This window comes from Bacillus sp. FSL M8-0077 (assembly GCF_038050255.1).
Taxonomy (GTDB): domain Bacteria; phylum Bacillota; class Bacilli; order Bacillales; family Bacillaceae; genus Bacillus; species Bacillus altitudinis.
In genome coordinates, this window is sequence record NZ_JBBPAF010000001.1 from 2201773 (window position 1) to 2223236 (window position 21464).

Sequence of the window (21464 nt, forward strand, 5' to 3'; positions counted from 1 at the left end):
AAAGCCCCTTTAAAAGGGGCTTTTTTTATATTAACTATTTTGAAGTCGGCGTTTATTCTCAAACCATGGACGCATTTTGACAAAAATGAAACTAAAGACGATGGTGATGATGATTCCTTTAATCAGGTTAAAGGGCAAGATCCCTGCTGTAATGGTTGCCTTTAGCACATGATCTGACAGTACGGGTGCATTTAAAAACCATGTATAAGCAGGAAGGAACAAGAAATAGTTTAAGATGCTCATCATGACTGTCATGAGTAATGTTCCGAGGATCATAGACCATGCTAATCCTCTTGCTGATTTAATCTTTTTAAAAATAAAAGCCACCGGTAAGATGAATAGTACACCTGCTGTAAAATTCGCTACTTGATCCACAGGAACGCCGGACATGCTACCATGAATGAGGTAGTGCAGTAGATTCTTTAAAGCTTCAACAGCAATCCCAGCACCTGGCCCATAAATTAAAATCGCAATAATCGCAGGAATATCACTAAAATCAATTTTTAAATACCCAGGAAGCCCAGGGAAAGGGAAATTTAATAACATTAATACAAATGCGATACTGCTAAGCATACTGATGACGACTAAACGTTTTACTTTACTTTGATTCAATATTCTCTCTCCTTTTCGATCAAATCTTTCGAAAAGAGGATTGTTCAATTTTAGCCACAAAAAAACCGCTCTGAATACATACACAGGAGCGGGAAATTTAGGCTACACAAATAAACGTATAAACAGACATGTTTTTAACGTTTATGAACCTCCATCTTCTCCCATCCAGACTATACTGTCGGCTTCGGAATCACACCGAATCCTGCCAAAAAAGGCTCGCGGGCTTAGAGACTATGCCTCATCACCGCCGGTAGGGAATTACACCCTGCCCCGAAGATTGATCATTATTCAATTCGACATCATTATATATGATATATGAGCATTTGTACAGATAAAAATCCTGAGCAAATTCATCAGTTTTAAGAAATCGCAAAAAACCTAAAATTTATAATGACAAATGCTTAAAAATTGGGTATCTTTTGTTTAAAGGTGTCCATTCTTGATCAAGACACTAAAAAATGTTCGTGTTTTCTTTTTCGCTTTACTGCTTTAATTTGATTGACACAGTGAAAAGGAATATGGTAAATTATCAGATATTTATGACGTTTATTTTAGGAGGAAATCTTACGATGTTTCGAGTTTTAGTCTCAGATAAGATGAGCAATGACGGTCTTTTACCACTTTTAGAATCAGATTTTGTTGAAATTGTCCAAAAAAATGTAACAGAAGCAGAAGATGAATTACACACATTTGATGCCTTACTTGTCAGAAGTGCGACGAAAGTGACCAAAGAGCTTTATGAAAAAATGACTTCATTAAAAATTGTTGGCCGTGCCGGTGTGGGAGTCGACAACATTGACATTGATGAAGCGACAAAACACGGTGTGATTGTCATCAATGCACCAAATGGGAATACGATTTCAACGGCAGAGCATACGTTTGCGATGATCTCATCTCTCATGCGTCATATTCCTCAAGCGAATATTTCTGTTAAATCAAAAGAATGGAACAGAGGCGCATATGTCGGTGCTGAGCTTTACGGAAAATCTCTTGGGATTGTTGGCTTAGGCAGAATTGGAAGTGAAATCGCCCAGCGTGCAAGAGCATTTGGCATGACGGTCAACGTATTTGACCCTTTCCTCACAAAAGAACGTGCCGAAAAAATTGGTGTTAATGCAAAATCACTTGATGAAGTGCTTGAAGTATCAGATATTATTACGGTACATACACCTTTAACAAAAGAAACTAGAGGACTTCTCAATAAAGAAACAATCGCAAAAACGAAAAAAGGTGTTCGTCTAGTGAACTGTGCACGCGGCGGCATCATTGACGAACGCGACCTTCTTGAAGCACTTGAAAATGGTCATGTCGCAGGGGCTGCTCTCGATGTATTTGAAGTAGAACCACCTACTGAGAATCCACTTGTGGATCATCCAAACGTCATTGCCACTCCGCATCTTGGTGCATCTACAAAAGAAGCACAATTAAATGTGGCGGCACAAGTCTCTGAAGAAGTTCTTCAATTTGCAAAAGGACTCCCGGTTATGTCATCTATTAATCTACCAGCGATGACAAAAGACGAGTTCAAAAAAATCCAGCCTTATCATCAATTTGCAGGAAAACTTGGACGTCTTGTTTCTCAATCGATGAGAGAACCTGTAAAAGAAGTCAGCATTTCATATGAAGGATCTATCGCAAAACTCGAAACATCATTTATTACAAAAAGTCTGCTTTCTGGCTTTTTGAAAGAGCGTGTCGATTCGACTGTAAATGAAGTCAATGCAGGTATGGTGGCAAAAGAACGCGGCATTAGCTTTAGCGAGAAAATTTCTTCAAGCGAATCTGGCTATGAGAACAGCATTTCCATTGAAGTCAAAGGTGACCTTTCCACCTTTACATTAAAAGCAACGTATATCCCGCATCTAGGTGAACGTGTCGTTTCTATTAATGGTTTCAATATTGACTTTTACCCAGATGGGCACCTTGTCTATATTCAGCATACTGACGCACCTGGTGTGATCGGTCAAGTTGGAAAGATTTTAGGCGACCACGATGTGAACATTGCAACAATGCAAGTAGGCCGTAAAGAAAAAGGCGGCGAAGCCATCATGATGCTTTCTTTTGACAAGCACCTTGAAGATGAAATTGTCCAAACTTTAACTGAAGTGAGCGATATTCTTTCTGTACGTCTGATTGACCTATAAAAAAATGGTAAACCTCATGCTTTTGCATGAGGTTTATTTTGTTGAAACGATTAATCGCTCACCTGTACGTATGAGATGCGTTGTCAGTGCATTGATTTTCTTCAATTGATCAACGGTCATTTTATGTGCTTTAGCAATGGACCAGAGCGTGTCCCCTCGTTGTATGACATATGTATGTTTCTCATATCCATCTACATGAAGGGCTGGCTCTTGGAAACGATCTCTTGCAATGATTGTGAGCGGATCTACTGCATCTTCTTTACTAACTGACCAATTCCCCCTGTGCACCTCAAAATGCAAATGAGTGCCCCTAGAAGCGCCTGTGTTGCCTATGATGCCGATCGGCTGCCCTGTTTGTACATGATCACCATTCTTCACAAAACGCGCATTTAAATGCGCATAGACAGTTTCATATCCATTGGGATGCCGAATAAATACAACTTCTCCATATGTAGCAGATACATAGGAACGAGTAACCACACCTTCGCTTGCAGCAAAAATGGATTCTCCTTCTGGTGCAGCAATGTCTAACCCCTTATGCGAACCACCTCTTGTCCCAAACAAATCAGTGACTTCACCTTTGATTGGTTCCACCCACTCGGTTGTTTTCTCTGCATGGGCAAACGGTGATAAGGTCAAGAACAAGAAACAGCTAGCACATATGTAGCAATACCTTTTCATCAGTGACTTCCCTTCTTTGAAGTTCTTTTCATGACAGCATAGTATACCTCAAGGAAGCCCTTTTCTATACATGAAAAAAGAACGCCATAAGTTGCGTCCTTTAGCGTTCTTTGATAACAACTGGGTTTGGCAGTGCCGGTACCTCTAGCGGTTCTTTTAATTCATATGGGCCTACTTGATCTGTTCCTGCATTTTGTATTGTGACATCTGTAAAACCGAAATCTTTCGCTGTGAGCAGCAGTCCTTCAATAAGTAAAATATGATCAATTGAGTCCGTTAATTGTGCTGATGCTCCAAACGTGATGGTTGCATGTTTACCTTTTGATGTCACCTTTTTAATAGGCTCTTCTTTAATGAGTGGATCGAGTCCTGCATCATTCGCCCGCTTCATCGCCTCTACCGCATCTTTATAAGAAGGATAATCATCTTTTGAGGGCACCAAAAATGTCCCGCTCTTATTTTCTAAAACGTAGTAAGCGTGCTTTGTTTGTTTATTAATTGAAATGGTACCAAGACGGCCATTCGTCCCTAATTGAAGGTGCGAGCCATTGACAGACTTGACCTGTACTTGTTTATATTGGCTCCATTTTAACGTTTCTTTTACCATGTCTTTAAAACGGTTGGCTTCTTTTAATGTATCAAGAGACAAATCATTTTTCAGCTGAAAAATGAGTGTATCCCCTTTTTCACTCACATCCACCATATCCATATACGCTTGAAGAGGTTTTGTCATTTCAGGCAGCTCCAGTTTTTCATATGTATCAAGAAGCGCCTGCACATCGTCATGCTTATTTTCTTTTTGAATACTGATTGGGACAACTTGAGAAGTCGATTCATCTATGTATGAAATCGTCATATACTTTTCTTTGTCAGATGCATAAGCAACATGTGAAGGATCATTTGTGTTTTTTACCGCCTCTAATGTAGCATTCACTTGTCCTTTATCAGCACTCAAATCCATTTTCACTTTCTTTATATCCTGAGCAGCCGGCTGAAATAAATGAGGAGAAATCAAAAACGCCATAAATAAGACCACAACGGTTGCGACCGCTGGACCGATCCATCTGGCACTTTTCTTTTTCTTCCCGCTTGCCATCAGCATTTGCTGGTAAATCTGCTTAGATGAACGGTTGTCCTCCACCTTTGGAAGCTGACTGAGTAATACTTTAATTCGTTCTTCGCTCCAATTGGACCTGTTCGTTTTCATTCACTAGCTCCTCCTTCAAAAGCTCCATATGTTTTCGGAGCACTTTCAGGCCTCGGTGCTGCGTTGTTTTGACTTTGCTTTCCGAGAACTTTAGCGCCTTGGCCGTCTCCATGATTGAGTAGCCTTGGATAAACCTTAAAATGATGACGGCTCGTTGATCGATGGTGCAATGATCAAGTGCGGCATAAATTTCTTTGATATTTTCATCCTGTACAGCCAATTCATCTGGGAGCAGGTCTGGATCTTTTACATCCTGTTTATCCCAATCAAACGTGCCGAGCACCCGTTGTCTGATGGTTTGCTGTTTGCGAAACCAGTCAATTGCCACATACCTTGCAATTGAAAACAGCCATGTTTTCTCGCTGCTTCTTCCTTCAAAAGTTTTATATGAGTGAAGTACCCGAATGTAAACCTCCTGCACGAGATCCTCTGCCTGATTTTTATCTTTTACCATATAAAATAAAAATTGGTACAAATCTTGATGGTACGAATCATATATTTTTTGAAAGGTTTCATGCATAGGAAACCCCTCCGTTCACTTATTTTTGTCGAGTGACTCTCACAAAACGTTACATTACAACTTTATGACAAATATATTACAAGATCGACAATTTGGAAAGGGCTTTTAGTTTAACTTCTCCTTAAAAATATGAAAATAGAAAAAAACACTTCTTTTTCTTTCGAAAAGAAGTGTTTCTCATGTAACAAGATTCTTCGTCAAGATTAGACGAGTTCCTGCTTTTTTTTCGTAATATAGAAAGTAAAGTGAGTACCTGTTCCAGCTTTACTATGTGCATGAATAGAGCCTTGATGCGCTTCTACGATGTTTTTCACGATCGCAAGGCCAAGCCCCGTACCGGAACGTCCTCTTGTTCTTGCTTTATCTGCTTTATAGAACCGTTCAAAAATAAATGGGAGATCCTCTTCAGGAATGCCGCTTCCCGAATCTTTCACATCCATCTTGAGCCCATTTTCCACCGATTGAACTGAGAAGTGAACTTCTCCGCCTTCTGGTGTATGACGAATGGCATTATCGATGAGATTTGTAAAAACCTGTTCTATTTTATCTGGATCAAATACAAAATACGGTTCTTCTACTTGAATTTCATACGTCAGGTTGATTTGTTTTTCTTTCGCAATTCCAAGGAATTTACGGTAGATTTTTTCAGTCAGCTCTTCTGTATGAGTTGATTCAAGATTCAATGTAATATGACCAGCTTCCATACGTGCGAGATCGAGAAGATCATTCACAAGACGCCCCATTCGAAGTGATTCATCATAGATAATTTGGGCAATCTCTTTCTTTTCCTCTTCTGATCCGGCAATGTCATCGACAATCGCTTCACTGTAGCCTTGCAGCATAGCAATAGGTGTGCGGAGTTCATGACTGACATTCGCAATGAAGTCTTTTCTTAGCTTATCAAGTCTTCTCTCTTCTGTCATATCGCGAAGTACCGCAACCGCTCCCCTGACATCCTGCTGATTATAAAGCGGAGACATGAGAAGAACCCAAGTACGCCCTTGCAGCGTGACTTCGATCATTTGCTCTTTTTCCGTACTGACGGCAGTATGAAACAATTCACGCGCTTCTGGCGGCAGTTCATCCCCATCTTTGATCTTCATATTTTGCTCGTAATACCAAGCCTGCAAGAATCTTTCTGCAGGAGGGTTTGTCATGAGGATCGTCCCATCAATATTGATCGTGATGACACCGTCTGCCATACTGCTGAGAATGTTGGACAAATGTTCTTTTTCTTGATTTAAAGCGGTTATATGAAATTTAAGCTGTTTACCCATTTGATTAAAGGCGATCGCCAGTTCCCCAATTTCGTCTTGCGTTAAAATAGGAATCTTTGTATCAAATTTCCCTTTCGCCAAATCTTGTGCTCCCTCTCTCATCTTTCTGAGAGGATAGGTGACACGAGTGGATAAGAAGAAAGCGAAAATTGTCGTCAGCACAATCGCAATTCCGGCTGCGAGGAAGATATAACGCGTCGTATGTTTTGTTGTCTGCTCTACAGCAAGGAGGGATTGAGAAAGAAAGACCATCCCTTTCTTTCCGTTCGCCTCGTAAGGAACACCTACTACAATGCGTTCATCTTTCTGATTGCCTGTATCAGATTCAGCTCGTTTACTGATTTTTTTTCGTTCTGTCAGTGCTCTGTTCAAATCTTTGTCTGCTTCAATTTGTTCTTTTGTGATCGCAGGAAGCTTCCCGCCTTTTTCAGACGAATACCATTCTAGTCCATCCTCTTGAACAATCGCGATACTTGTCAATTTATCAGCTAGTTCTGATGTAATCGACCTTGCAAGCGATTGATCCTCATGGCTTTCTAAAATGACTGCTACTTTGTTGGCCATTTGTGTTAAATCAGACTTTGCTTCTTCAACATGGTAGTTCTCAATGAATTCTAAAAGAAGCACAGTTAAAATCGATAAAACAATGAGCACGAGGAAAAGAATGGTTAACCATAGCTTTCCTACGACACTTTTCCACAGCTTCATTCAGCGCCGACCTCAAATTTGTACCCGACACCCCATACTGTCACGATTTTTTTCGCTGCTTCTGGTGACACTTTATTTAGTTTTTCGCGCAGCCTTTTGACGTGGGTATCCACTGTTCTCAGATCCCCAAAAAATTCATACTGCCACACTTCTTTGAGGAGCTTTTCTCTGTCATAGACTTTATCCGGCGTTTTTGCCAAGAAGTACAAAAGTTCATATTCTTTCGGTGTCAGGCTGACTTCTTTTCCATCTGCTGTGACCCGGTGTGCATCATGATCAATGGATAGATGAGAAAACACGAGAACATCTTTTGTGGTTGTTCCAGTATTGAGATATGACGTTTGAGACGATCTTCTTAGCAATGCTTTCACACGAAGTACCACTTCACGCGGGCTGAAAGGTTTAACGATATAATCATCCGTTCCTGCCTCAAAGCCTTGCACACGGTTGGCTTCCTCACCTTTTGCTGTCAGCATAATAATTGGTGTGGCTTTTTTATCTCGAATTTGATTACACACTTCGATCCCGTCTGTCCCAGGCATCATTAAATCAAGCAAAATGAGATCATAATCGGTTTGAAGTCCTTTTTGAATGGCTTCATCTCCATTTTCCGCTTCATCAATTTCATAATTTTCCCGTTCTAAATACATTTTTAAAAGGCGGCGAATTCTTGCCTCATCATCGACGACTAATATTTTCGTTTGAGTTGTGTGCTCCATTAGACAATCCTCCTGCTTTCTCCGTTGTTACATACATTTTAACAAAAAGCCGAATCGAATCATAAAAGTTGGCCTTTTTCATGCGATTACGCGTAAGAATGAAGCCCCGCAATCACTAGGTTGACAAAGATGAGGTTAAACATAATGATCGCAAATCCGATCACAGCAAGCCAAGCGGACTTTTCCCCATGCCAGCCTCGTGATAACCGAAGGTGGAGATAGGCGGCGTAAAATAAAAATGTAATTAAAGCCCATACTTCCTTCGGGTCCCATCCCCAGAATCTCGTCCATGCAATTTGTGCCCAGATCATCGCAAAAATAAGACCACCTAACGCAAATACAGGGAAACCAATGGAAACAGCCCTGTATCCAATTTCATCGACTAAATCGAGATTCACCTGTCTTACGAGCGGCTGAAGCAGCGCACTTAGTCGTTTGCGAATGATCAATCTTAGCAGTCCATAAATGACCAGCCCAACGCCAAATGACCATAGCACTGTATTCACCTTTCTACCTGAAAAAACAGGCGGCAGATCAACCACAGGCTCTAAACGATCTTTTGTGATAAGTTCTCCTTTATGAGGTCCTACTAAGGCAGGCAGCTCATAGACCATGACGCTCTCTTCTTTATTTTTATCTACCCAATTAAATTCCGCTTCATACCCTGTCATTCTAAAGATGGACGTGACAGCGATAAATGCAAGGGTGACCACAATCATAAACATGACCAGCTCTAAGCCAAAGGTTTTCTTCCCCGGTTTTGTTTGATCGACATGCTTCAAAAGAAAAATCACACCTGCCACAAAACTGATCGCCAAAATGGCTTGACCAAGCGCTGCTGTCGTGACGTGAATATATAGCCAATTACTTTGAAGCGAAGGAATCAGCGGTGAAATATCCGATGGAAACATGCTTGCATAAGCAATGATTAATAAAGCGATTGGAAGTGTGAATAAACCTAGCACAGACACTTGATAGACAAAATATAAAATAATAAATGCGAGCACCAGCATCATGCCAAAGGCTGTGGTGAATTCAAACAGATTACTGACTGGTGCGTGACCAGACGCGATCCACCTTGAAATAAAATAGCCAAATTGACTCAAAAAACCAATGATGGTGAGCGTTATGCCGATAAGTGCCGCCTTATTTTTGCGCGGACCCTCTTCTTTCTTTTTTCCTTTAATGGCCCCTCCAAAAAAAGGAACTGCCGCTAAATAAAATAGAAAAGCTGCAAATAACAGGTTTTCACTGACTGCCGCCATCTAACCCTTCCCCCTTGCTTTTGCTGATACTTGTTGTATCAGGCAGTTCTTTTTGATCCACTGGCTGTTTGATGCCACTGCCGTGCAGCAACACCTTAAGATCAGACTTTAAGCCGAACCAGTTTTTGTTTGTATGTCCTGCCACAAATACTTTTCCATCCTTTACCGACAGCCAGATTCTTCTATGCTGCCAGTACATCCCTTGTACGACACCAATCATAAAGATGATTCCGCCAACAATAAGTACCCCGAGTGTTAAGTCTTTTCGAACCGTTAAACCTGTCACGTTTTTTGTTTCAACCCGGTCAAATTTCATTTTATAAAGATTGTTATCAGAACCCTCTACTGTCTCTTGAATTGCGACAAAGCTTTTTTCACCTTTTGGTTTTTCAGGAGAGATCATTTCAAATACGAACGCAGGATTATTTGGATTCCTCGTTTTCGTACTAGGTGTGCCATCTTCGTCAAAATAAAAGTCAGGCAAATAACTCATCACCTTGACTTTGTAACCGCTACCAAGATCATATTCTGACTTAGGCTCCAGCAGATTAATCTTCACTGTTCCGAAAGATTTCTCAGTGTCTTTTCGAATCAGCTGAAAGACCATTTGATCGAGTTCATTTTGTTTAAAATCCACTTGATATAATGAGAAATTGTCAAACTTAAGCGGTTCATTCACTTTAATATCGTGTTCTGTTACCTGCTTTAGCTTTGGCTTTTCACCAAAAACAACTTCCCCTTCACGTTTGTATAAAACGGCATCGGTTTTATAACTTTTGACGACTTGACCATCGCCAGCCTTTTCAATAGCATTTTCAAAGACTTCTTTTTCTTTTTCAGATTCATAGCGGTCAATTGAAAACGCGTTATTCTTTAAGAAGTATTGGCCTCCCGTCCCTGGGATTGGTGCCGTTTCGCCTTCTCTTACCCATAATGTTTCATCCACGTACATTCCAGGGACAAACCGGAGCATGGATCCAATGAGAAATATAATTAATCCAATATGATTGACGTAAGGTCCCCAGCGGGAAAAGCGGCCTTTTTCAGCTAAAATATGTCCATCTTCTTCTCGTACGCGGTAACGCTTTTGTTTCATCTTACTAACGATGCCTTCATATGTATGTTGATCTAATGTTTTGTTTGTTTCGCTGAAAAGACGTTGCCTTCTCATAAAGCCTTCTTTTTTGACAACCCCTTGATTTTTGAGTGCACGATAAAGTGGAATCACTCGATCAAGGCTGCAAATCACAAGGGAAATTCCGATAGATGCGACAAGGGCTAAAAACCACCAAGAATTATAAAGATCATGGAATCCAAGGATGTAATATAACTTGCCAAACGACCCATATTGCTCCTCATAATAAGTGGAAGCTGATGCACCTGGCGGAATAAACCGCTCCTGCGGAAAAATAGTTCCTAGCGAAGAAGCTAACAGTGTGATGACAATGAGCCACACACCCACTTTTACGGAAGAAAAAAAGTTCCATACTTTATCAACAATCGTTTTGTTGTATGTTTGCGAGCGTCTTGCACTGCCGTCATATCTCATATCAAGCAGTTTTGATGAATTCTTCTCTTGTGCTGCAATGGGATTCCCGCATGATTCACATAGAACAGTACCGATTGGATTAATATGTCCACACTCGCACTTTACCTCTTTCATTCTATGACCCCTTTGGTTTAATCAAATTCATATATTCATAGACATTACGTTCTGTCATCGTCCCCTTTATGACTTTGATTACTTTGCCTTCAGGATTAATTAAAAATGTGGTTGGCAGCGGCGTAATATCATATGCCTCAGTCACTTGACGATCTTTGTCCATGGCAACAGGAAAATTCACGCCATAAGCATCCATAAAGTTCTTCACAGCAATATTGGATTCCCCAACATTTACGGCAACAATTTCGACACCGCGATCCTTGAACACTTCATACTGATTTGCCATATAAGGAAATTCCTGCTTACATGGACCGCACCATGTACCCCAAAAATTGAGAAAGACGCCTTTGCCTTTTAAGTCCTTTAATTCAATCCGTTCCCCATCTACCGATTGAAGGACAAAGTTAGGCGCGATAGATCCTTCTTTGACTTGATCCTGTTTGGCAAATACTGAGTTATACATCGTATAACATAGTGCAGCAAGCATCACGAGGAGAATGCCCGTCCGTATGAAAAATCGTCTTTTCTTCATCTGAAGTACCCCTTCCCCATAGACATTCAGGTAAATTATAGCATTCTCCTTCTTTTGATGCTTCTTCATTTTTTGAAGTTTATGTGAAAATTAAAAAGCGCTTTTCCCATGATCAGCAATCGCTCTCAGACGTTTTACTTCATGCGGCGTCAATTCTCTGCGATCTCCTGGTCTCATACCTTCAATATGAAGGAAAGCATATTGCTCTCTTTTGAGTTTTAAAACGTCGTGTCCAATCGCTTCAAACATGCGGCGAACCTGTCTGTTTCTGCCTTCATGAATGGTTAATTGAACAATACATGTTTGCTTTCGTTTATCAATCGAAAGCATTTTGGCACGGGCAGGTGCTGTTTTTTTATGGTCTAACATGATTCCTTTTTCTAACTTTCTAAGCAATTCTTTTGAAGGGATGCCTTTTAGTTTCGCTGCATACGTTTTATCAATTTGATATTTCGGATGCATGAGCTTATTGGCAAATTCGCCATCATTGGTAATCAAAATTAAACCGCTCGTATCATAATCCAACCGGCCGATCGGATACAGGCGCTGCGGAACATCATCAAAGAAATCTGTCACGACTTTGCGTCCTTTATCATCCTCGGCAGCTGAAATGACGCCGCGCGGTTTATAAAGCATAAAGTAAACCGGTTCTTCTCTTTCAAGCTTTAAGCCATTGACTTCAATTTTATCTGAAGAGCCCACCTTTACTCCGAGCTCTGTCACTGTTTCACCATTAACGGTAACTCGTCCTTCTTTAATTAATTCTTCAGCCTTTCGTCGAGAAGCGACGCCGGCATGGGCAATTACTTTCTGTAAACGTTCCATTTGTCTTTCACCTCATGTACTATCTTACTTGCTTGGCTTGAAACAAACAAGCATTCGTGGAAAAATAAGCGTTTCACCTGTCTAATTTCAACTAAAAAGCTGTTTTCCATCCATGAAATAAAAAAAGCACCCGATTAGGCGCCGCTAAATAACAAACTGACGATAATAATCGATGCAATGATCCCAATCAGGTCTGCTAACAGCCCCACTTTCAGTGCATCTCCCATTTTTTTAATACCAACTGCTCCAAAATAGACGGTTAAAATATAAAGGGTCGTATCCGTTGACCCTTGCATAACAGCGGCAAGCTTGCCGATAAAAGAATCTGGACCATAAGTCGCAATTAAGTCTGATGTCATGCCAAGTGCTGCTGTTCCTGATATAGGACGAATCAAAGCAAGCGGCACCACTTCTGTAGGAACACCAATCGCTGTAAACACAGGCTTCAATAATTCCATGACAAAGTCAAGGGCACCTGATGCTCGAAAAATCGTAATGGCGACAAGCATACCGACTAAATACGGAATGATTGAAAAGGCAATTTGAATACCTTCTTTCCCGCCCTCTACAAATGTTTCATATGTCGGTACTTTTTTAATCGTCCCTGCAATCAATATTCCTGCGATGATCAGTGGAATCAAAGCAAGTGACAGCCAGTTAATAAATGCCACAAGATCACCCCCGCCTGCTTCTGCGATAGTGGAAATAGCGATCAATCATAATCGCACCGATACCTGAAATGAGAGTCGCCAAAATGGTTGGACCTACAATATCTGTTGGCTGATCTGCGCCATAGGTCATACGAATTGCAATGACGGTCGTTGGCACAAGTGTAATAGAAGATGTATTGACTGCTAAAAAAGTGATCATAGACCGGCTCGCCTCGTTTTTCCCGCCATTTAATGCTTTCATCTGCTCCATCGCCTTAATCCCAAGTGGTGTGGCAGCATTCCCAAGGCCAAAAAAATTCGCCATGAGATTGGATAGAATATACCCCATCGCTGGATGATTCGCAGGAATCTCAGGAAATAGTTTTGAGATAAAGGGCCGGCATAATTTACTAAAGAAATGTAACACCCCCGCTTCTTCTGCGATCTTCATCAATCCCAGCCAGAATACAAGAACACTAATCAACCCAATTGAAATGGTGACCGCTTCTTTTGATCCTTTAAAGACCGCTTCATTCACTTCATGCATCGTTCCGTTAAACATTGCATAGACAAGACCGATGACCGTGAGGAATACCCAGATTAGATTGACCATGAAGATCCGCCTATTGATGTCTGAAAGACAGACTTAAACATTTCTTGAAAGCTTTTTTGAGGCATTCGGTTGCGTTTATTTTCATAAAAAATCGGGACTTGCTCAATCACCTGACCATCCATTAAAAACGTCATTTTCCCTACTACATCTGGGATCGCTTCTTTGTTTTTCTCCCATTTCTTTTTAGGTGTCAGCATTTCCGTTTCGATTTCCACTAGTTTTTTTTCATCTTCATTTAAAAAATAGTCCACATCTCGCTGAATAAACGCTTTTTTTTCATAAAAAGTCCCTTTTAACGAAGCGAGCCTGCCTTTTTCAGCAAGCACATACGTTTTATAGTGATCAAATGCATACTCAAACATTGAGATATGATCCTTCCAATCATCCGGTGCATTAATCGTCACAGCAATGAGCGCCGCATCTCCTTTTGCAGCTGTGGAGACAAGCGTGCGTTTTGCAAGTTTTGTATATCCTGTCTTCCCTCCAGTCGAATATTGATATAAACCAGTGAGCAGCTTGTTTTTGTTTTTCCAATAACCTTCGATTGTTTTTGCTTTATAAAAGGTGGTACCGGCAATTTTTTGATATTGCTGATGCTTCATGGCGTATTTCGTTAAGATTGCCATATCATAAGCTGATGAATAATGGTTTTTATGATCATCGAGTCCATGCGGATTTTGAAAATTCGTATTCTCCATGCCTAGTTCAGAGGCCTTTTGGTTCATCATAAAAATAAAGCCTTCTAAGCTGCCACCAACATGTTCTGCAATGGCAACAGCTGCATCATTTCCAGAGCGCAGCATGAGCCCGTATGTCAAGTCTTCTAAGCTCACCTTCTGTCCTTCCTTTAAATAGATCGAAGAACCTTCCGCTTGAATCGCACGTTTTGACACTTTGACCATGTCGTTCATTTTTCCTGATTCAATGGCTAATACAGCCGTCATAATTTTTGTGATACTGGCGATTCTTCTTTTTTCGTGCTCGTCCTTTCCAAATAGGACTCTGCCTGACTGTCCATCTATTAAAATGGCGCTTCTTGCACTCACCGATAATGAAATGTCTGCTTGAGCGTGTGAGGAAAAAGGCAGTAAGAGTGTCAATAGAAGAAGGACTGCTGTTCCAATTTTTATATAGGGCATGTTCATTCACGTCCTTGTCCGTTTTGTACAAGTGTATGCGCGGCTAAAAAAGTTATGATGCCTCGTCCATAAAAAAAAGCAACTCTCATATGAGAGTTACTCAGCGTGTAGACAAACCCTCGCATTCGGTGTCAGTCCTGCGTACCGGTGCTCACGAATGTCAAATTCGCTCCGCGCCGGTACTCGCCCTTCCTAGAATTCAAAGGTTTTCTATCACGCTGAAAAGAAGACAAAGGACTAAAATCAAGTTCATTTTAGCCCTTTGTCTTCTTTATACCATTTTCATTTGCTGTTGAGATGTTGTATATTCCAGCTCTTCTCTCATCGTTAAAAAATTTTTTTCTAATGAAGAAAACAAACATTTGATGTCAGCCGATACTTCATGATGGAAAACAATACAGCTTTTTCCTGTGTAGGCTGAACGGCTATCTTCATACCATGTATCCTTTTTTGGTGTAAAAAATTCTTCAATACATTGATGATAAATACGGTGAAGCGTCTGCTGTGCGGCTTGCTGCGGGAATGTCTGCTGCTGCCTGATTTTCCTACAAACCGCCGCGGCATCCTCGCTATAAACTGCAAGCTTCCGTAATGTACTTAATATGTCACAATAATAGGCTTCCGCTTCCGGGTTTAATCGTTTCAAGCTTGATAAGGTAGCTTCGTTCAGATAATCACTCACTTCAACTGCAACCTTTGATAAAAAAACGCCTGCTTGATCAACTTGAGCCTTTACATTCATATGTGCCATTTGTTTCGTGTTTACCTTCCCCTCATGGCTTTGTCACCATTTTATCTTTCAAACAAAGGTTTTAGACCTAAAATCTTTGTTATATTTTATCATACATTTTTCCTTATTTTGAACTATTTTATCTCTTCAAATGTTTGATTGAAGTTTTCAAAAAAGAGATCAGCCTCTTCTTGCACCCCATCTGCTTCCACATTCTCTGGAAGTGGCGGCAATTCATCTAAGGCTTTTAAACCAAATTGCTCTAAAAAGGTAGGTGTTGTCCCATAAAGGATCGCTCGTCCCGGTCCATCGGCACGTCCTACTTCACAGAGCAGTGCTTTGGCAACTAAACTATGCAGCACTCGTTCTGATTTAACGCCTCTGATCTCCTCGACTTCGCTGCGTGTAATCGGTTGTTTATACGAGACAATGGCGAGCACTTCTAGCGCTGCCTGTGACAAACCTTTCGATGGTGCCTCTACTAATTTTTTTAAATACACGCTATATTCTTTTTTCGTCAGCAGCATATATGAATCTGCATATTCAATGAGCTCAATTCCTCGTTCTTGTTTTTGATATTCTTCCTTTACGGCAGACATAATATCAAGCAACGCTGCCTCATCAACTTCAAGAACAGACATGAGCTGTTTTCTTGTTAAGCCTTCGTCACCTGCTGCATATAGCAGCGCTTCTAAGATGGCTTTCCAATTCACGATATCAAGCGTCATGAATCGTTTCACTCCCTATGATATAAATATCTTCAAAGTTTCCTTCCTGCTCCAGCATGATTTGATGGCTCTTCATCAATTCGAGAACAGCAAGAAACGTCACGACAAGGTGTTCCTTTTGATCATGTTGAAACAAAGTCATGAAATTGGTCCGCTTTTTTGTTTTTCTTAAATGGTTCATAATCTCATTCATTTTGTCTTCAATCGGGATTTCTTGTCTTGTAATCTTTGATGGTGCTGGTTTTGTTATTTTTTTGCGGTTCAATACCTTTTGGAACGCACCTAACATATCATACACCGTGACGTGTAAGTTTGTGTCCTTCGCTTCTGCTTCTTTTGCAAATTCACTTAAATCACTTGGTGGTTTTGTAAAGGCGTTTTGCCGCTCTTCTTCACGTTCCTTCAGTTCTTGCGCTGCATTTTTATACTTGCGGTATTCAATTAATTTGCCAATCAGCTCATCACGAGGGTCCTCTTCTTCTTCCATCAGGTCTTCATCAAACAGCTCTTCCTCTTGTTTTGGGAGAAGCATTCTGCTTTTAATGCTCAGGAGGGTTGCAGCCATCACCAAATACTCACTTGCAACATCAAGTTCAAGCTCCCTCATCGTGTGGACATATAATAAATACTGCTCCGTAATTTTAGCGACGGGAATATCATAAATATCAATTTCCAAACGGTTAATTAAATGTAAAAGCAAGTCCAAAGGACCCTCAAACGAATCTATTTTCACCTGATATTCCAGCATTCTTTTCTCACCATTTCTACTGTCTTCTAAGTACCGTTTTCATCGGCTAACCTTTAGTATAAGACACCATAAAGCTCTCGTCCAATATAATTTCGACCATGAGCCAGCAGGCAAAAAAAGAAAAACAGTTGATTCGCCCATACCAATAAGGGCATTTATACATAGAATACCATTGTAATCAGAACTGATGAAAAAGGAGGCCGTAACATTATGGGAGATGGTTATTACTTCGGCGGAGGATTTGCGCTTATTGTTGTGCTGTTCATCTTGCTGATCATCGTTGGCGCGGCTTGGGTTTATTAAAAGAAACAGAGCGTCCTTTCATAAAGGGGCGCTCTTTCTTCTTTTCTTTTCGGTATGTTAGACTGATAGTGGAAAAGGAGATGACCGCTGTGTATCCTAAAGCGTACGTGGCTTTTTTACATGAATTTCATACGACAAGAGATTATTTTGAGTGTCATGAAATTCTTGAAGAGTTTTGGAAAGAAGATCCTCCTCATCAGCGCAAAAAGTACTGGGTGGGTCTCATTCAGCTTGCTGTTGCTTTGTATCATCAAAGACGAGGGAATGGAAAAGGAGCAAAACGGCTGATTTCAAACAGCCTTCATATATTAGATTCGGACCGGAACGTACTAACAGAATTAGGTCTTGATGAAGAGGCATTTCTATTACTGCTTAGAACACTGAAAAAGAAAATCGATGAAGACATGCCCTACGAAAGTGTGATGCTGCCAATCCGAGATGAAACGCTTCTTTCTTTATGCCAAGAGATGGCCCAAAAAGAAGGCTTAACCTTCGGACAGGAGAGCAACTTATCCCATACATTCTTAATCGAAAAGCATAGACTGCGTGATCGGACGGACGTATTGCTTGAACGTGAAGAGCAGATTGAACGTAAAAAAAGCAGAGGCATATAACCTCTGCTTTTACATGTGTGAGATTTAGTTTGTTTCACTGTGACACTTATGAAAGAAGCCTTGCGTTAATTCATTTGGAATGAGCGTTTTCGTTTTGAATACTTCTTCCACGGCTAATACCATTTCCTTGCCGATGCCTTGGTCACGATGGGACGGATTGACACTAATATGTTCGATTTGTACTTGGTCGTCTGTTTTCAGCACACCAATAGCACCTACGATATCATCGCCATCTTTCCAAAGGAACAGCTGCCGATCTTCATCCATTTCATACGACTTTATCGTCTGCTGAAGCTGTTTGACGTCTTTCTCACCCGGCATAAAGGACAGGAGTCCCATGGCAATTTTTTCAAAAGACCTCTTGTAACGAATTAACATATATACCCCTCAATATTAAAATTATCCTATTTTCCAGCAAATGTCTTATGAATCACTTGCTCATCACACATTATAAACACTTTTAGGTTGTTTTTAAACTCTTTTTCATCAAATTAACGAAACGTTCGATTTAGGTTGGCCATTTCAATAGCAGCTGCAGCCGACTCACTGCCTTTATTTCCAGCCTTTGTACCGGCTCTTTCTATAGCTTGTTCAATAGATTCTGTTGTCAGGACACCAAAGATAATCGGCACCCCTGTCGAGATGGCACTTTGTGCGATTCCTTTAGCCGCTTCATTGCAAACATAATCGTAATGTGATGTTGCCCCACGAATCACGGTTCCAAGTGTAATGACTGCATCATATTTTTTTGTTTCTGCTAGTTTTTTTGCCATATACGGAATTTCAAAAGCACCCGGCACCCACACGACATCAATATCGTCACCGTTTGCTCCGTGTCTGAGCAATGTATCTTCTGCTCCATCTAGTAGTTTGCTTGTAATAAAATCATTAAATCTAGCGACGACGATTCCAAACTTTAACCCTTCTGCTACTACATTACCTTGTATTGTATTCATATGTTCATCATCCTTTTTTGTGATTTTTATTTTGTTTTCATTGTCGTTGTTTGCTTGTTTATATATGCCTGCAATGCTTCAATCGTCAGCATCTTGATATCGTGTTCTTTTTGAATTTTTTGCAGTTCGGGTACACGGGCCATGGTTCCATCTGCATTCATAATTTCGCATATGACACCCGCTGGCACTGAACCCGCAAGTTTAGCAAGATCAACGGCCGCCTCTGTATGACCTGGCCTTTCTACTACGCCTCCCTCTTTCGCAATAAGAGGGAAAACATGACCTGGGCGGGCAAAATCCTCTGGTTTTGACTCTTTATTTAACATGGCCAAAATGGTCGTTGAGCGCTCAAAAGCACTGATACCAGTTGTTGTTGACGTATGGTCGATGCTCACTGTAAATGCTGTATGATGTGCATCCGTATTTCGCTCGACCATGGGATGCAGATCCAAGTGTTTCGCAATCGAGGCATCAACTGGTGTGCAAATAAGACCTCTTCCATGTAAAGCCATGAAGTTAATGACTTCCGGCGTTGCATGCTCAGCAAGTGCCACAAAGTCTCCTTCATTTTCTCTGTCTTCATCATCTACTACGATAATGATTTCTCCTCGTTTCAGGGCATTTACTGCCTCATCAACTGAATGATACATACAATCGCCTCCTAGAATCCGTGCTCTTTTAAAAATGATGAGGTTAATCGTGATGGCTGCTTTTCGCCTTGCTCTTTTGTTAAAAAGCGATAAATGTATTTACCGATCATGTCACATTCAATATTTACTACATCCCCCATAGATTTAGTCGGAAAAATAGTTCCTTCAAGCGTATGTGGAATGATAGAAACTGTCACATGAGCATCTCGCAAATCGAAAATAGTCAAGCTGACGCCGTCTATTGCGATCGATCCCTTTTTTGTGAGCATATCTGTGAGGGTCTTGTCCATTTTCAAATCATAGTAAATGGCATTACTCTTCTTTTCTACACGGGTAATTACAGCCGTTCCATCAACATGGCCTGAAACAAAATGACCGCCGAATCGTCCATTTGAGGACATCGCTCGCTCTAAATTCACTTGGCTGCCTGGCGCAAGCTGATCAAGTGATGTCGCTTTGACCGTCTCAGGCATCACATCTGCCGCAAACTGTTCTTTTGTAAAGTTTGTGACAGTGAGACAAACGCCATTGATGGCGATACTATCGCCTAGGTGCACATCTTCTAGTACACGGCTGCACTTGATGATGATTTCCATGGCATCTGCGGATCTTTTGCTCAATGACTGGACTGTACCCACTTCTTCAATAATCCCCGTAAACATGTGATCCTCCCTTTCTCTTTCTTTTGTATTTCTCACTTTATGAAAAAGCGATGTTTGGGACATGTGATCGATTGAACACCTTCGTCGCTTTTTATGGTCCATACAAGGTAAATGAGGGATCACCTAATAAACACTACATGCGATGACTAAATTGACATATTGACATACAGAAAGCCCCGGAAAAATTCCGGGGCTGTGGTTTTTTTGCATTAGAAATAAAACTATGATCAACACATATTTTTTGTTCATACATAGCTTTCGTTATCCTTCTCCCATCCAGACTTTCACTGTCGGCTTCAGCTTCTCACTGAATCAACCGTTAATAAATTAACGGGTCACGGGCTGTAAAGCATTTGCTTTATTACCGTCGGTCGGGATTTTCACCCTGCCCCGAAGGATACAATCGATATTTAGCTGTCCTTAGGGGCTATTATAGCATCCTTGTGGTCAAATGCAACAATCAAGATTTATTTACCTGTTCATAAAAAAAGCCTCCTTATAGGAAAGGAGACTTGTTAATTGACGACTTTTACTACTTTTATAAGACCGTCTATTCTTTTTTCATTACTAAAGTATGCTTTAATACGATCGCCTTTTTTCAGATCGGCCACATCATCTTCAAATTTCTTTCCATTAAAAATGATTTTCGTGCCATTTTTGGCTTGGCCATAATACTCATCTCCATCAATCTTCGTAATGGTATATTCATAGATTGTGTAATCTTTGTCATTATTCGTTAAGCTTTCGCCAATGGCTGTTGGCACATCTTCAATTTTCATGCCATTCATGTATAAATAACCTGCGCCTAAACAAAGCAGTAAAACAAATAAGATTGCGATTTTTAGTTTGATTTTCCCCATATTTAGAACCTCCATCATCTGCACTTCGCCTATTTGTATGTTCTATTCCTTCTTTTGATGAAATAAAACCAAAAAAGCTGATTTTCATTAATGGTTACTTATATAACGATTCAAATGGACTTTTGGTTCCACTTTTTCATCATTACATATGATACGAATATGCGTTCTTTATTAAGGGGGTCTTTTTTCCTCTTTATTTGTTAGCAGGGTGAACACGATAGACTAACTTCTTGATTATATTCTTTTCTCTAATGCGAATAGATCTTCCTCTAACAATTGAGATCTTTGAACAGCGATATTTCGGCTGTCACGAACCCCTTGATTATAATAGTAGCTTCCAAGCTGTTTTGTGATAAATTCCAATATATTAATGGCTGCTAATTCACCAATTTCCTCTTCTCGTTCTTCGGCAAAGTAACGCTGAATGGCAATCATCATTTGATTTTTTTCTTCTTTTGTTAATGGTTTCAAAGTATCTCCTGCTTTCTTTCAGCATAATCACACGCTTTTTAGATTTTGCAATGTCACTTATTTTGAGAGCTGCAAATGGTGATATTTACGAATGCGAATGTTTGTTCTCTTATCATATCATAAAAACGTGTCCATATCACCCTAAAAGAAAAAGCGTGTTTTAATCAATTGATCAAAATACGCTTTC

25 protein-coding genes and 2 riboswitches are annotated in these 21464 nt (G+C 40.4%); of the genes, 3 read left to right on the forward strand and 22 right to left on the reverse strand.

Annotation, left to right across the window (positions count from 1 at the left end):
* Positions 1 to 30: 30 nt before the first annotated feature.
* A complete protein-coding gene (locus NST57_RS11255) occupies positions 31 to 612 on the reverse strand; it encodes an ECF transporter S component (RefSeq protein ID WP_008344490.1) in 582 nt (193 codons plus the stop codon).
* A 149-nt stretch (positions 613 to 761) separates the two neighbouring features.
* A riboswitch (FMN riboswitch) is annotated at positions 762 to 894 on the reverse strand.
* A gap of 287 nt (positions 895 to 1181) precedes the next feature.
* On the opposite strand from NST57_RS11255, the gene serA reads away from it, so the two are divergent.
* Complete coding sequence (gene serA / locus NST57_RS11260) at positions 1182 to 2756, forward strand: phosphoglycerate dehydrogenase (RefSeq protein WP_017359773.1); 1575 nt, start codon at positions 1182 to 1184, stop codon at positions 2754 to 2756.
* A 33-nt stretch (positions 2757 to 2789) separates the two neighbouring features.
* On the opposite strand, the gene NST57_RS11265 is transcribed toward serA, so the two are convergent.
* The 15 genes from NST57_RS11265 to NST57_RS11335 all read right to left on the reverse strand — a co-directional run bounded on the left by NST57_RS11265 (position 2790) and on the right by NST57_RS11335 (position 16761).
* The gene (locus tag NST57_RS11265; RefSeq protein WP_142155399.1) at positions 2790 to 3437 is read right to left on the reverse strand and encodes a peptidoglycan DD-metalloendopeptidase family protein; all 648 of its coding nucleotides are present in this window, start codon (positions 3435 to 3437) and stop codon (positions 2790 to 2792) included.
* 100 nt (positions 3438 to 3537) lie between these two features.
* A complete protein-coding gene (locus NST57_RS11270) occupies positions 3538 to 4644 on the reverse strand; it encodes a sigma X negative regulator (RefSeq protein ID WP_142155400.1) in 1107 nt (368 codons plus the stop codon).
* Positions 4604 to 5164: an RNA polymerase sigma factor SigX gene (gene sigX, locus NST57_RS11275; RefSeq protein WP_341298570.1), complete on the reverse strand. Its 561-nt coding sequence runs from the start codon at positions 5162 to 5164 to the stop codon at positions 4604 to 4606. Before sigX ends, NST57_RS11270 begins: the two co-directional genes overlap by 41 nt.
* 203 nt (positions 5165 to 5367) lie before the next feature.
* Complete coding sequence (locus tag NST57_RS11280) at positions 5368 to 7149, reverse strand: ATP-binding protein (RefSeq protein ID WP_142155401.1); 1782 nt, start codon at positions 7147 to 7149, stop codon at positions 5368 to 5370.
* Positions 7146 to 7868 carry a response regulator transcription factor gene (locus tag NST57_RS11285; RefSeq protein WP_003215596.1) on the reverse strand — a complete coding sequence of 241 codons (723 nt, stop codon included), beginning with the start codon at positions 7866 to 7868 and terminating at the stop codon, positions 7146 to 7148. Before NST57_RS11285 ends, NST57_RS11280 begins: the two co-directional genes overlap by 4 nt.
* Before the next feature lie 86 nt (positions 7869 to 7954).
* Positions 7955 to 9133: a c-type cytochrome biogenesis protein CcsB gene (gene ccsB / locus NST57_RS11290; RefSeq protein WP_142155402.1), complete on the reverse strand. Its 1179-nt coding sequence runs from the start codon at positions 9131 to 9133 to the stop codon at positions 7955 to 7957.
* Positions 9117 to 10796 carry a cytochrome c biogenesis protein ResB gene (gene resB, locus NST57_RS11295; protein WP_142155403.1) on the reverse strand — a complete coding sequence of 560 codons (1680 nt, stop codon included), beginning with the start codon at positions 10794 to 10796 and terminating at the stop codon, positions 9117 to 9119. Before resB ends, ccsB begins: the two co-directional genes overlap by 17 nt.
* Position 10797: 1 nt before the next feature.
* Entirely contained in the window at positions 10798 to 11328 is a 531-nt protein-coding gene (resA, locus tag NST57_RS11300) for a thiol-disulfide oxidoreductase ResA (RefSeq protein WP_008344474.1), read from the reverse strand.
* A gap of 90 nt (positions 11329 to 11418) precedes the next feature.
* Positions 11419 to 12153, reverse strand: a complete 735-nt coding sequence (gene rluB / locus NST57_RS11305; protein ID WP_142155404.1) for a 23S rRNA pseudouridine(2605) synthase RluB — start codon at positions 12151 to 12153, stop codon at positions 11419 to 11421.
* A gap of 134 nt (positions 12154 to 12287) precedes the next feature.
* Positions 12288 to 12824, reverse strand: a complete 537-nt coding sequence (locus NST57_RS11310; protein WP_017359781.1) for a spore maturation protein — start codon at positions 12822 to 12824, stop codon at positions 12288 to 12290.
* A 4-nt stretch (positions 12825 to 12828) separates the two neighbouring features.
* Positions 12829 to 13416: a nucleoside recognition domain-containing protein gene (locus tag NST57_RS11315; protein ID WP_142155405.1), complete on the reverse strand. Its 588-nt coding sequence runs from the start codon at positions 13414 to 13416 to the stop codon at positions 12829 to 12831.
* Complete coding sequence (locus NST57_RS11320) at positions 13404 to 14555, reverse strand: D-alanyl-D-alanine carboxypeptidase family protein (protein WP_341298571.1); 1152 nt, start codon at positions 14553 to 14555, stop codon at positions 13404 to 13406. The genes NST57_RS11315 and NST57_RS11320 overlap by 13 nt, the downstream gene beginning before the upstream one ends.
* 271 nt (positions 14556 to 14826) lie before the next feature.
* Positions 14827 to 15306 carry a DUF3907 family protein gene (locus NST57_RS11325; protein WP_142155408.1) on the reverse strand — a complete coding sequence of 160 codons (480 nt, stop codon included), beginning with the start codon at positions 15304 to 15306 and terminating at the stop codon, positions 14827 to 14829.
* Positions 15307 to 15419: 113 nt separating this feature from the next.
* Positions 15420 to 16013 carry an SMC-Scp complex subunit ScpB gene (gene scpB / locus NST57_RS11330; protein ID WP_341298572.1) on the reverse strand — a complete coding sequence of 198 codons (594 nt, stop codon included), beginning with the start codon at positions 16011 to 16013 and terminating at the stop codon, positions 15420 to 15422.
* Positions 16003 to 16761, reverse strand: coding sequence for a segregation/condensation protein A (locus NST57_RS11335; RefSeq protein ID WP_007501021.1), 759 nt, complete (start codon positions 16759 to 16761; stop codon positions 16003 to 16005). Before NST57_RS11335 ends, scpB begins: the two co-directional genes overlap by 11 nt.
* A 210-nt stretch (positions 16762 to 16971) precedes the next feature.
* On the opposite strand from NST57_RS11335, the gene NST57_RS11340 reads away from it, so the two are divergent.
* Positions 16972 to 17064 (forward strand): YjcZ family sporulation protein, encoded by a 93-nt coding sequence (locus NST57_RS11340; RefSeq protein ID WP_008359694.1) that lies wholly within the window; start codon positions 16972 to 16974, stop codon positions 17062 to 17064.
* 89 nt (positions 17065 to 17153) lie between these two features.
* Complete coding sequence (locus tag NST57_RS11345) at positions 17154 to 17678, forward strand: DUF309 domain-containing protein (protein WP_341298573.1); 525 nt, start codon at positions 17154 to 17156, stop codon at positions 17676 to 17678.
* A 24-nt stretch (positions 17679 to 17702) separates the two neighbouring features.
* On the opposite strand, the gene NST57_RS11350 is transcribed toward NST57_RS11345, so the two are convergent.
* The 6 genes from NST57_RS11350 to NST57_RS11375 all read right to left on the reverse strand — a co-directional run bounded on the left by NST57_RS11350 (position 17703) and on the right by NST57_RS11375 (position 21277).
* Entirely contained in the window at positions 17703 to 18056 is a 354-nt protein-coding gene (locus tag NST57_RS11350) for a GNAT family N-acetyltransferase (RefSeq protein WP_142155410.1), read from the reverse strand.
* A gap of 113 nt (positions 18057 to 18169) precedes the next feature.
* A complete protein-coding gene (gene ribH / locus NST57_RS11355) occupies positions 18170 to 18634 on the reverse strand; it encodes a 6,7-dimethyl-8-ribityllumazine synthase (RefSeq protein WP_007501031.1) in 465 nt (154 codons plus the stop codon).
* Between the two features lie 26 nt (positions 18635 to 18660).
* A complete protein-coding gene (ribB, locus tag NST57_RS11360) occupies positions 18661 to 19284 on the reverse strand; it encodes a 3,4-dihydroxy-2-butanone-4-phosphate synthase (protein ID WP_142155411.1) in 624 nt (207 codons plus the stop codon).
* A gap of 11 nt (positions 19285 to 19295) precedes the next feature.
* Complete coding sequence (gene ribE, locus NST57_RS11365; RefSeq protein ID WP_200831226.1) at positions 19296 to 19946, reverse strand: riboflavin synthase; 651 nt, start codon at positions 19944 to 19946, stop codon at positions 19296 to 19298.
* A 260-nt stretch (positions 19947 to 20206) separates the two neighbouring features.
* A riboswitch (FMN riboswitch) is annotated at positions 20207 to 20348 on the reverse strand.
* Positions 20349 to 20461: 113 nt separating this feature from the next.
* The gene (locus NST57_RS11370; RefSeq protein ID WP_008344451.1) at positions 20462 to 20806 is read right to left on the reverse strand and encodes a hypothetical protein; all 345 of its coding nucleotides are present in this window, start codon (positions 20804 to 20806) and stop codon (positions 20462 to 20464) included.
* A 234-nt stretch (positions 20807 to 21040) separates the two neighbouring features.
* Positions 21041 to 21277: a DUF2164 family protein gene (locus tag NST57_RS11375; protein WP_142155413.1), complete on the reverse strand. Its 237-nt coding sequence runs from the start codon at positions 21275 to 21277 to the stop codon at positions 21041 to 21043.
* Positions 21278 to 21464 lie beyond the last annotated feature (187 nt).

Coding starts and splice junctions, on each gene's coding strand:
- NST57_RS11340 (WP_008359694.1), top strand. CDS start 16,972: ATGGGAGATGGTTATTACTTCGGCGGAGGATTTGCGCTTATTGTTGTG.
- NST57_RS11370 (WP_008344451.1), bottom strand. CDS start 20,806: ATGGGGAAAATCAAACTAAAAATCGCAATCTTATTTGTTTTACTGCTT.
- NST57_RS11280 (WP_142155401.1), bottom strand. CDS start 7,149: ATGAAGCTGTGGAAAAGTGTCGTAGGAAAGCTATGGTTAACCATTCTT.
- ribB (WP_142155411.1), bottom strand. CDS start 19,284: ATGTATCATTCAGTTGATGAGGCAGTAAATGCCCTGAAACGAGGAGAA.
- resA (WP_008344474.1), bottom strand. CDS start 11,328: ATGAAGAAAAGACGATTTTTCATACGGACGGGCATTCTCCTCGTGATG.
- NST57_RS11350 (WP_142155410.1), bottom strand. CDS start 18,056: ATGTTAATTCGTTACAAGAGGTCTTTTGAAAAAATTGCCATGGGACTC.
- ccsB (WP_142155402.1), bottom strand. CDS start 9,133: ATGGCGGCAGTCAGTGAAAACCTGTTATTTGCAGCTTTTCTATTTTAT.
- NST57_RS11320 (WP_341298571.1), bottom strand. CDS start 14,555: ATGCCCTATATAAAAATTGGAACAGCAGTCCTTCTTCTATTGACACTC.
- resB (WP_142155403.1), bottom strand. CDS start 10,796: ATGAAAGAGGTAAAGTGCGAGTGTGGACATATTAATCCAATCGGTACT.
- scpB (WP_341298572.1), bottom strand. CDS start 16,013: ATGACGCTTGATATCGTGAATTGGAAAGCCATCTTAGAAGCGCTGCTA.
- ribE (WP_200831226.1), bottom strand. CDS start 19,946: ATGTTTACGGGGATTATTGAAGAAGTGGGTACAGTCCAGTCATTGAGC.
- NST57_RS11325 (WP_142155408.1), bottom strand. CDS start 15,306: ATGGCACATATGAATGTAAAGGCTCAAGTTGATCAAGCAGGCGTTTTT.
- NST57_RS11265 (WP_142155399.1), bottom strand. CDS start 3,437: ATGAAAAGGTATTGCTACATATGTGCTAGCTGTTTCTTGTTCTTGACC.
- NST57_RS11315 (WP_142155405.1), bottom strand. CDS start 13,416: ATGGTCAATCTAATCTGGGTATTCCTCACGGTCATCGGTCTTGTCTAT.
- serA (WP_017359773.1), top strand. CDS start 1,182: ATGTTTCGAGTTTTAGTCTCAGATAAGATGAGCAATGACGGTCTTTTA.
- sigX (WP_341298570.1), bottom strand. CDS start 5,164: ATGCATGAAACCTTTCAAAAAATATATGATTCGTACCATCAAGATTTG.
- NST57_RS11270 (WP_142155400.1), bottom strand. CDS start 4,644: ATGAAAACGAACAGGTCCAATTGGAGCGAAGAACGAATTAAAGTATTA.
- NST57_RS11285 (WP_003215596.1), bottom strand. CDS start 7,868: ATGGAGCACACAACTCAAACGAAAATATTAGTCGTCGATGATGAGGCA.
- ribH (WP_007501031.1), bottom strand. CDS start 18,634: ATGAATACAATACAAGGTAATGTAGTAGCAGAAGGGTTAAAGTTTGGA.
- NST57_RS11335 (WP_007501021.1), bottom strand. CDS start 16,761: ATGCTGGAATATCAGGTGAAAATAGATTCGTTTGAGGGTCCTTTGGAC.
- rluB (WP_142155404.1), bottom strand. CDS start 12,153: ATGGAACGTTTACAGAAAGTAATTGCCCATGCCGGCGTCGCTTCTCGA.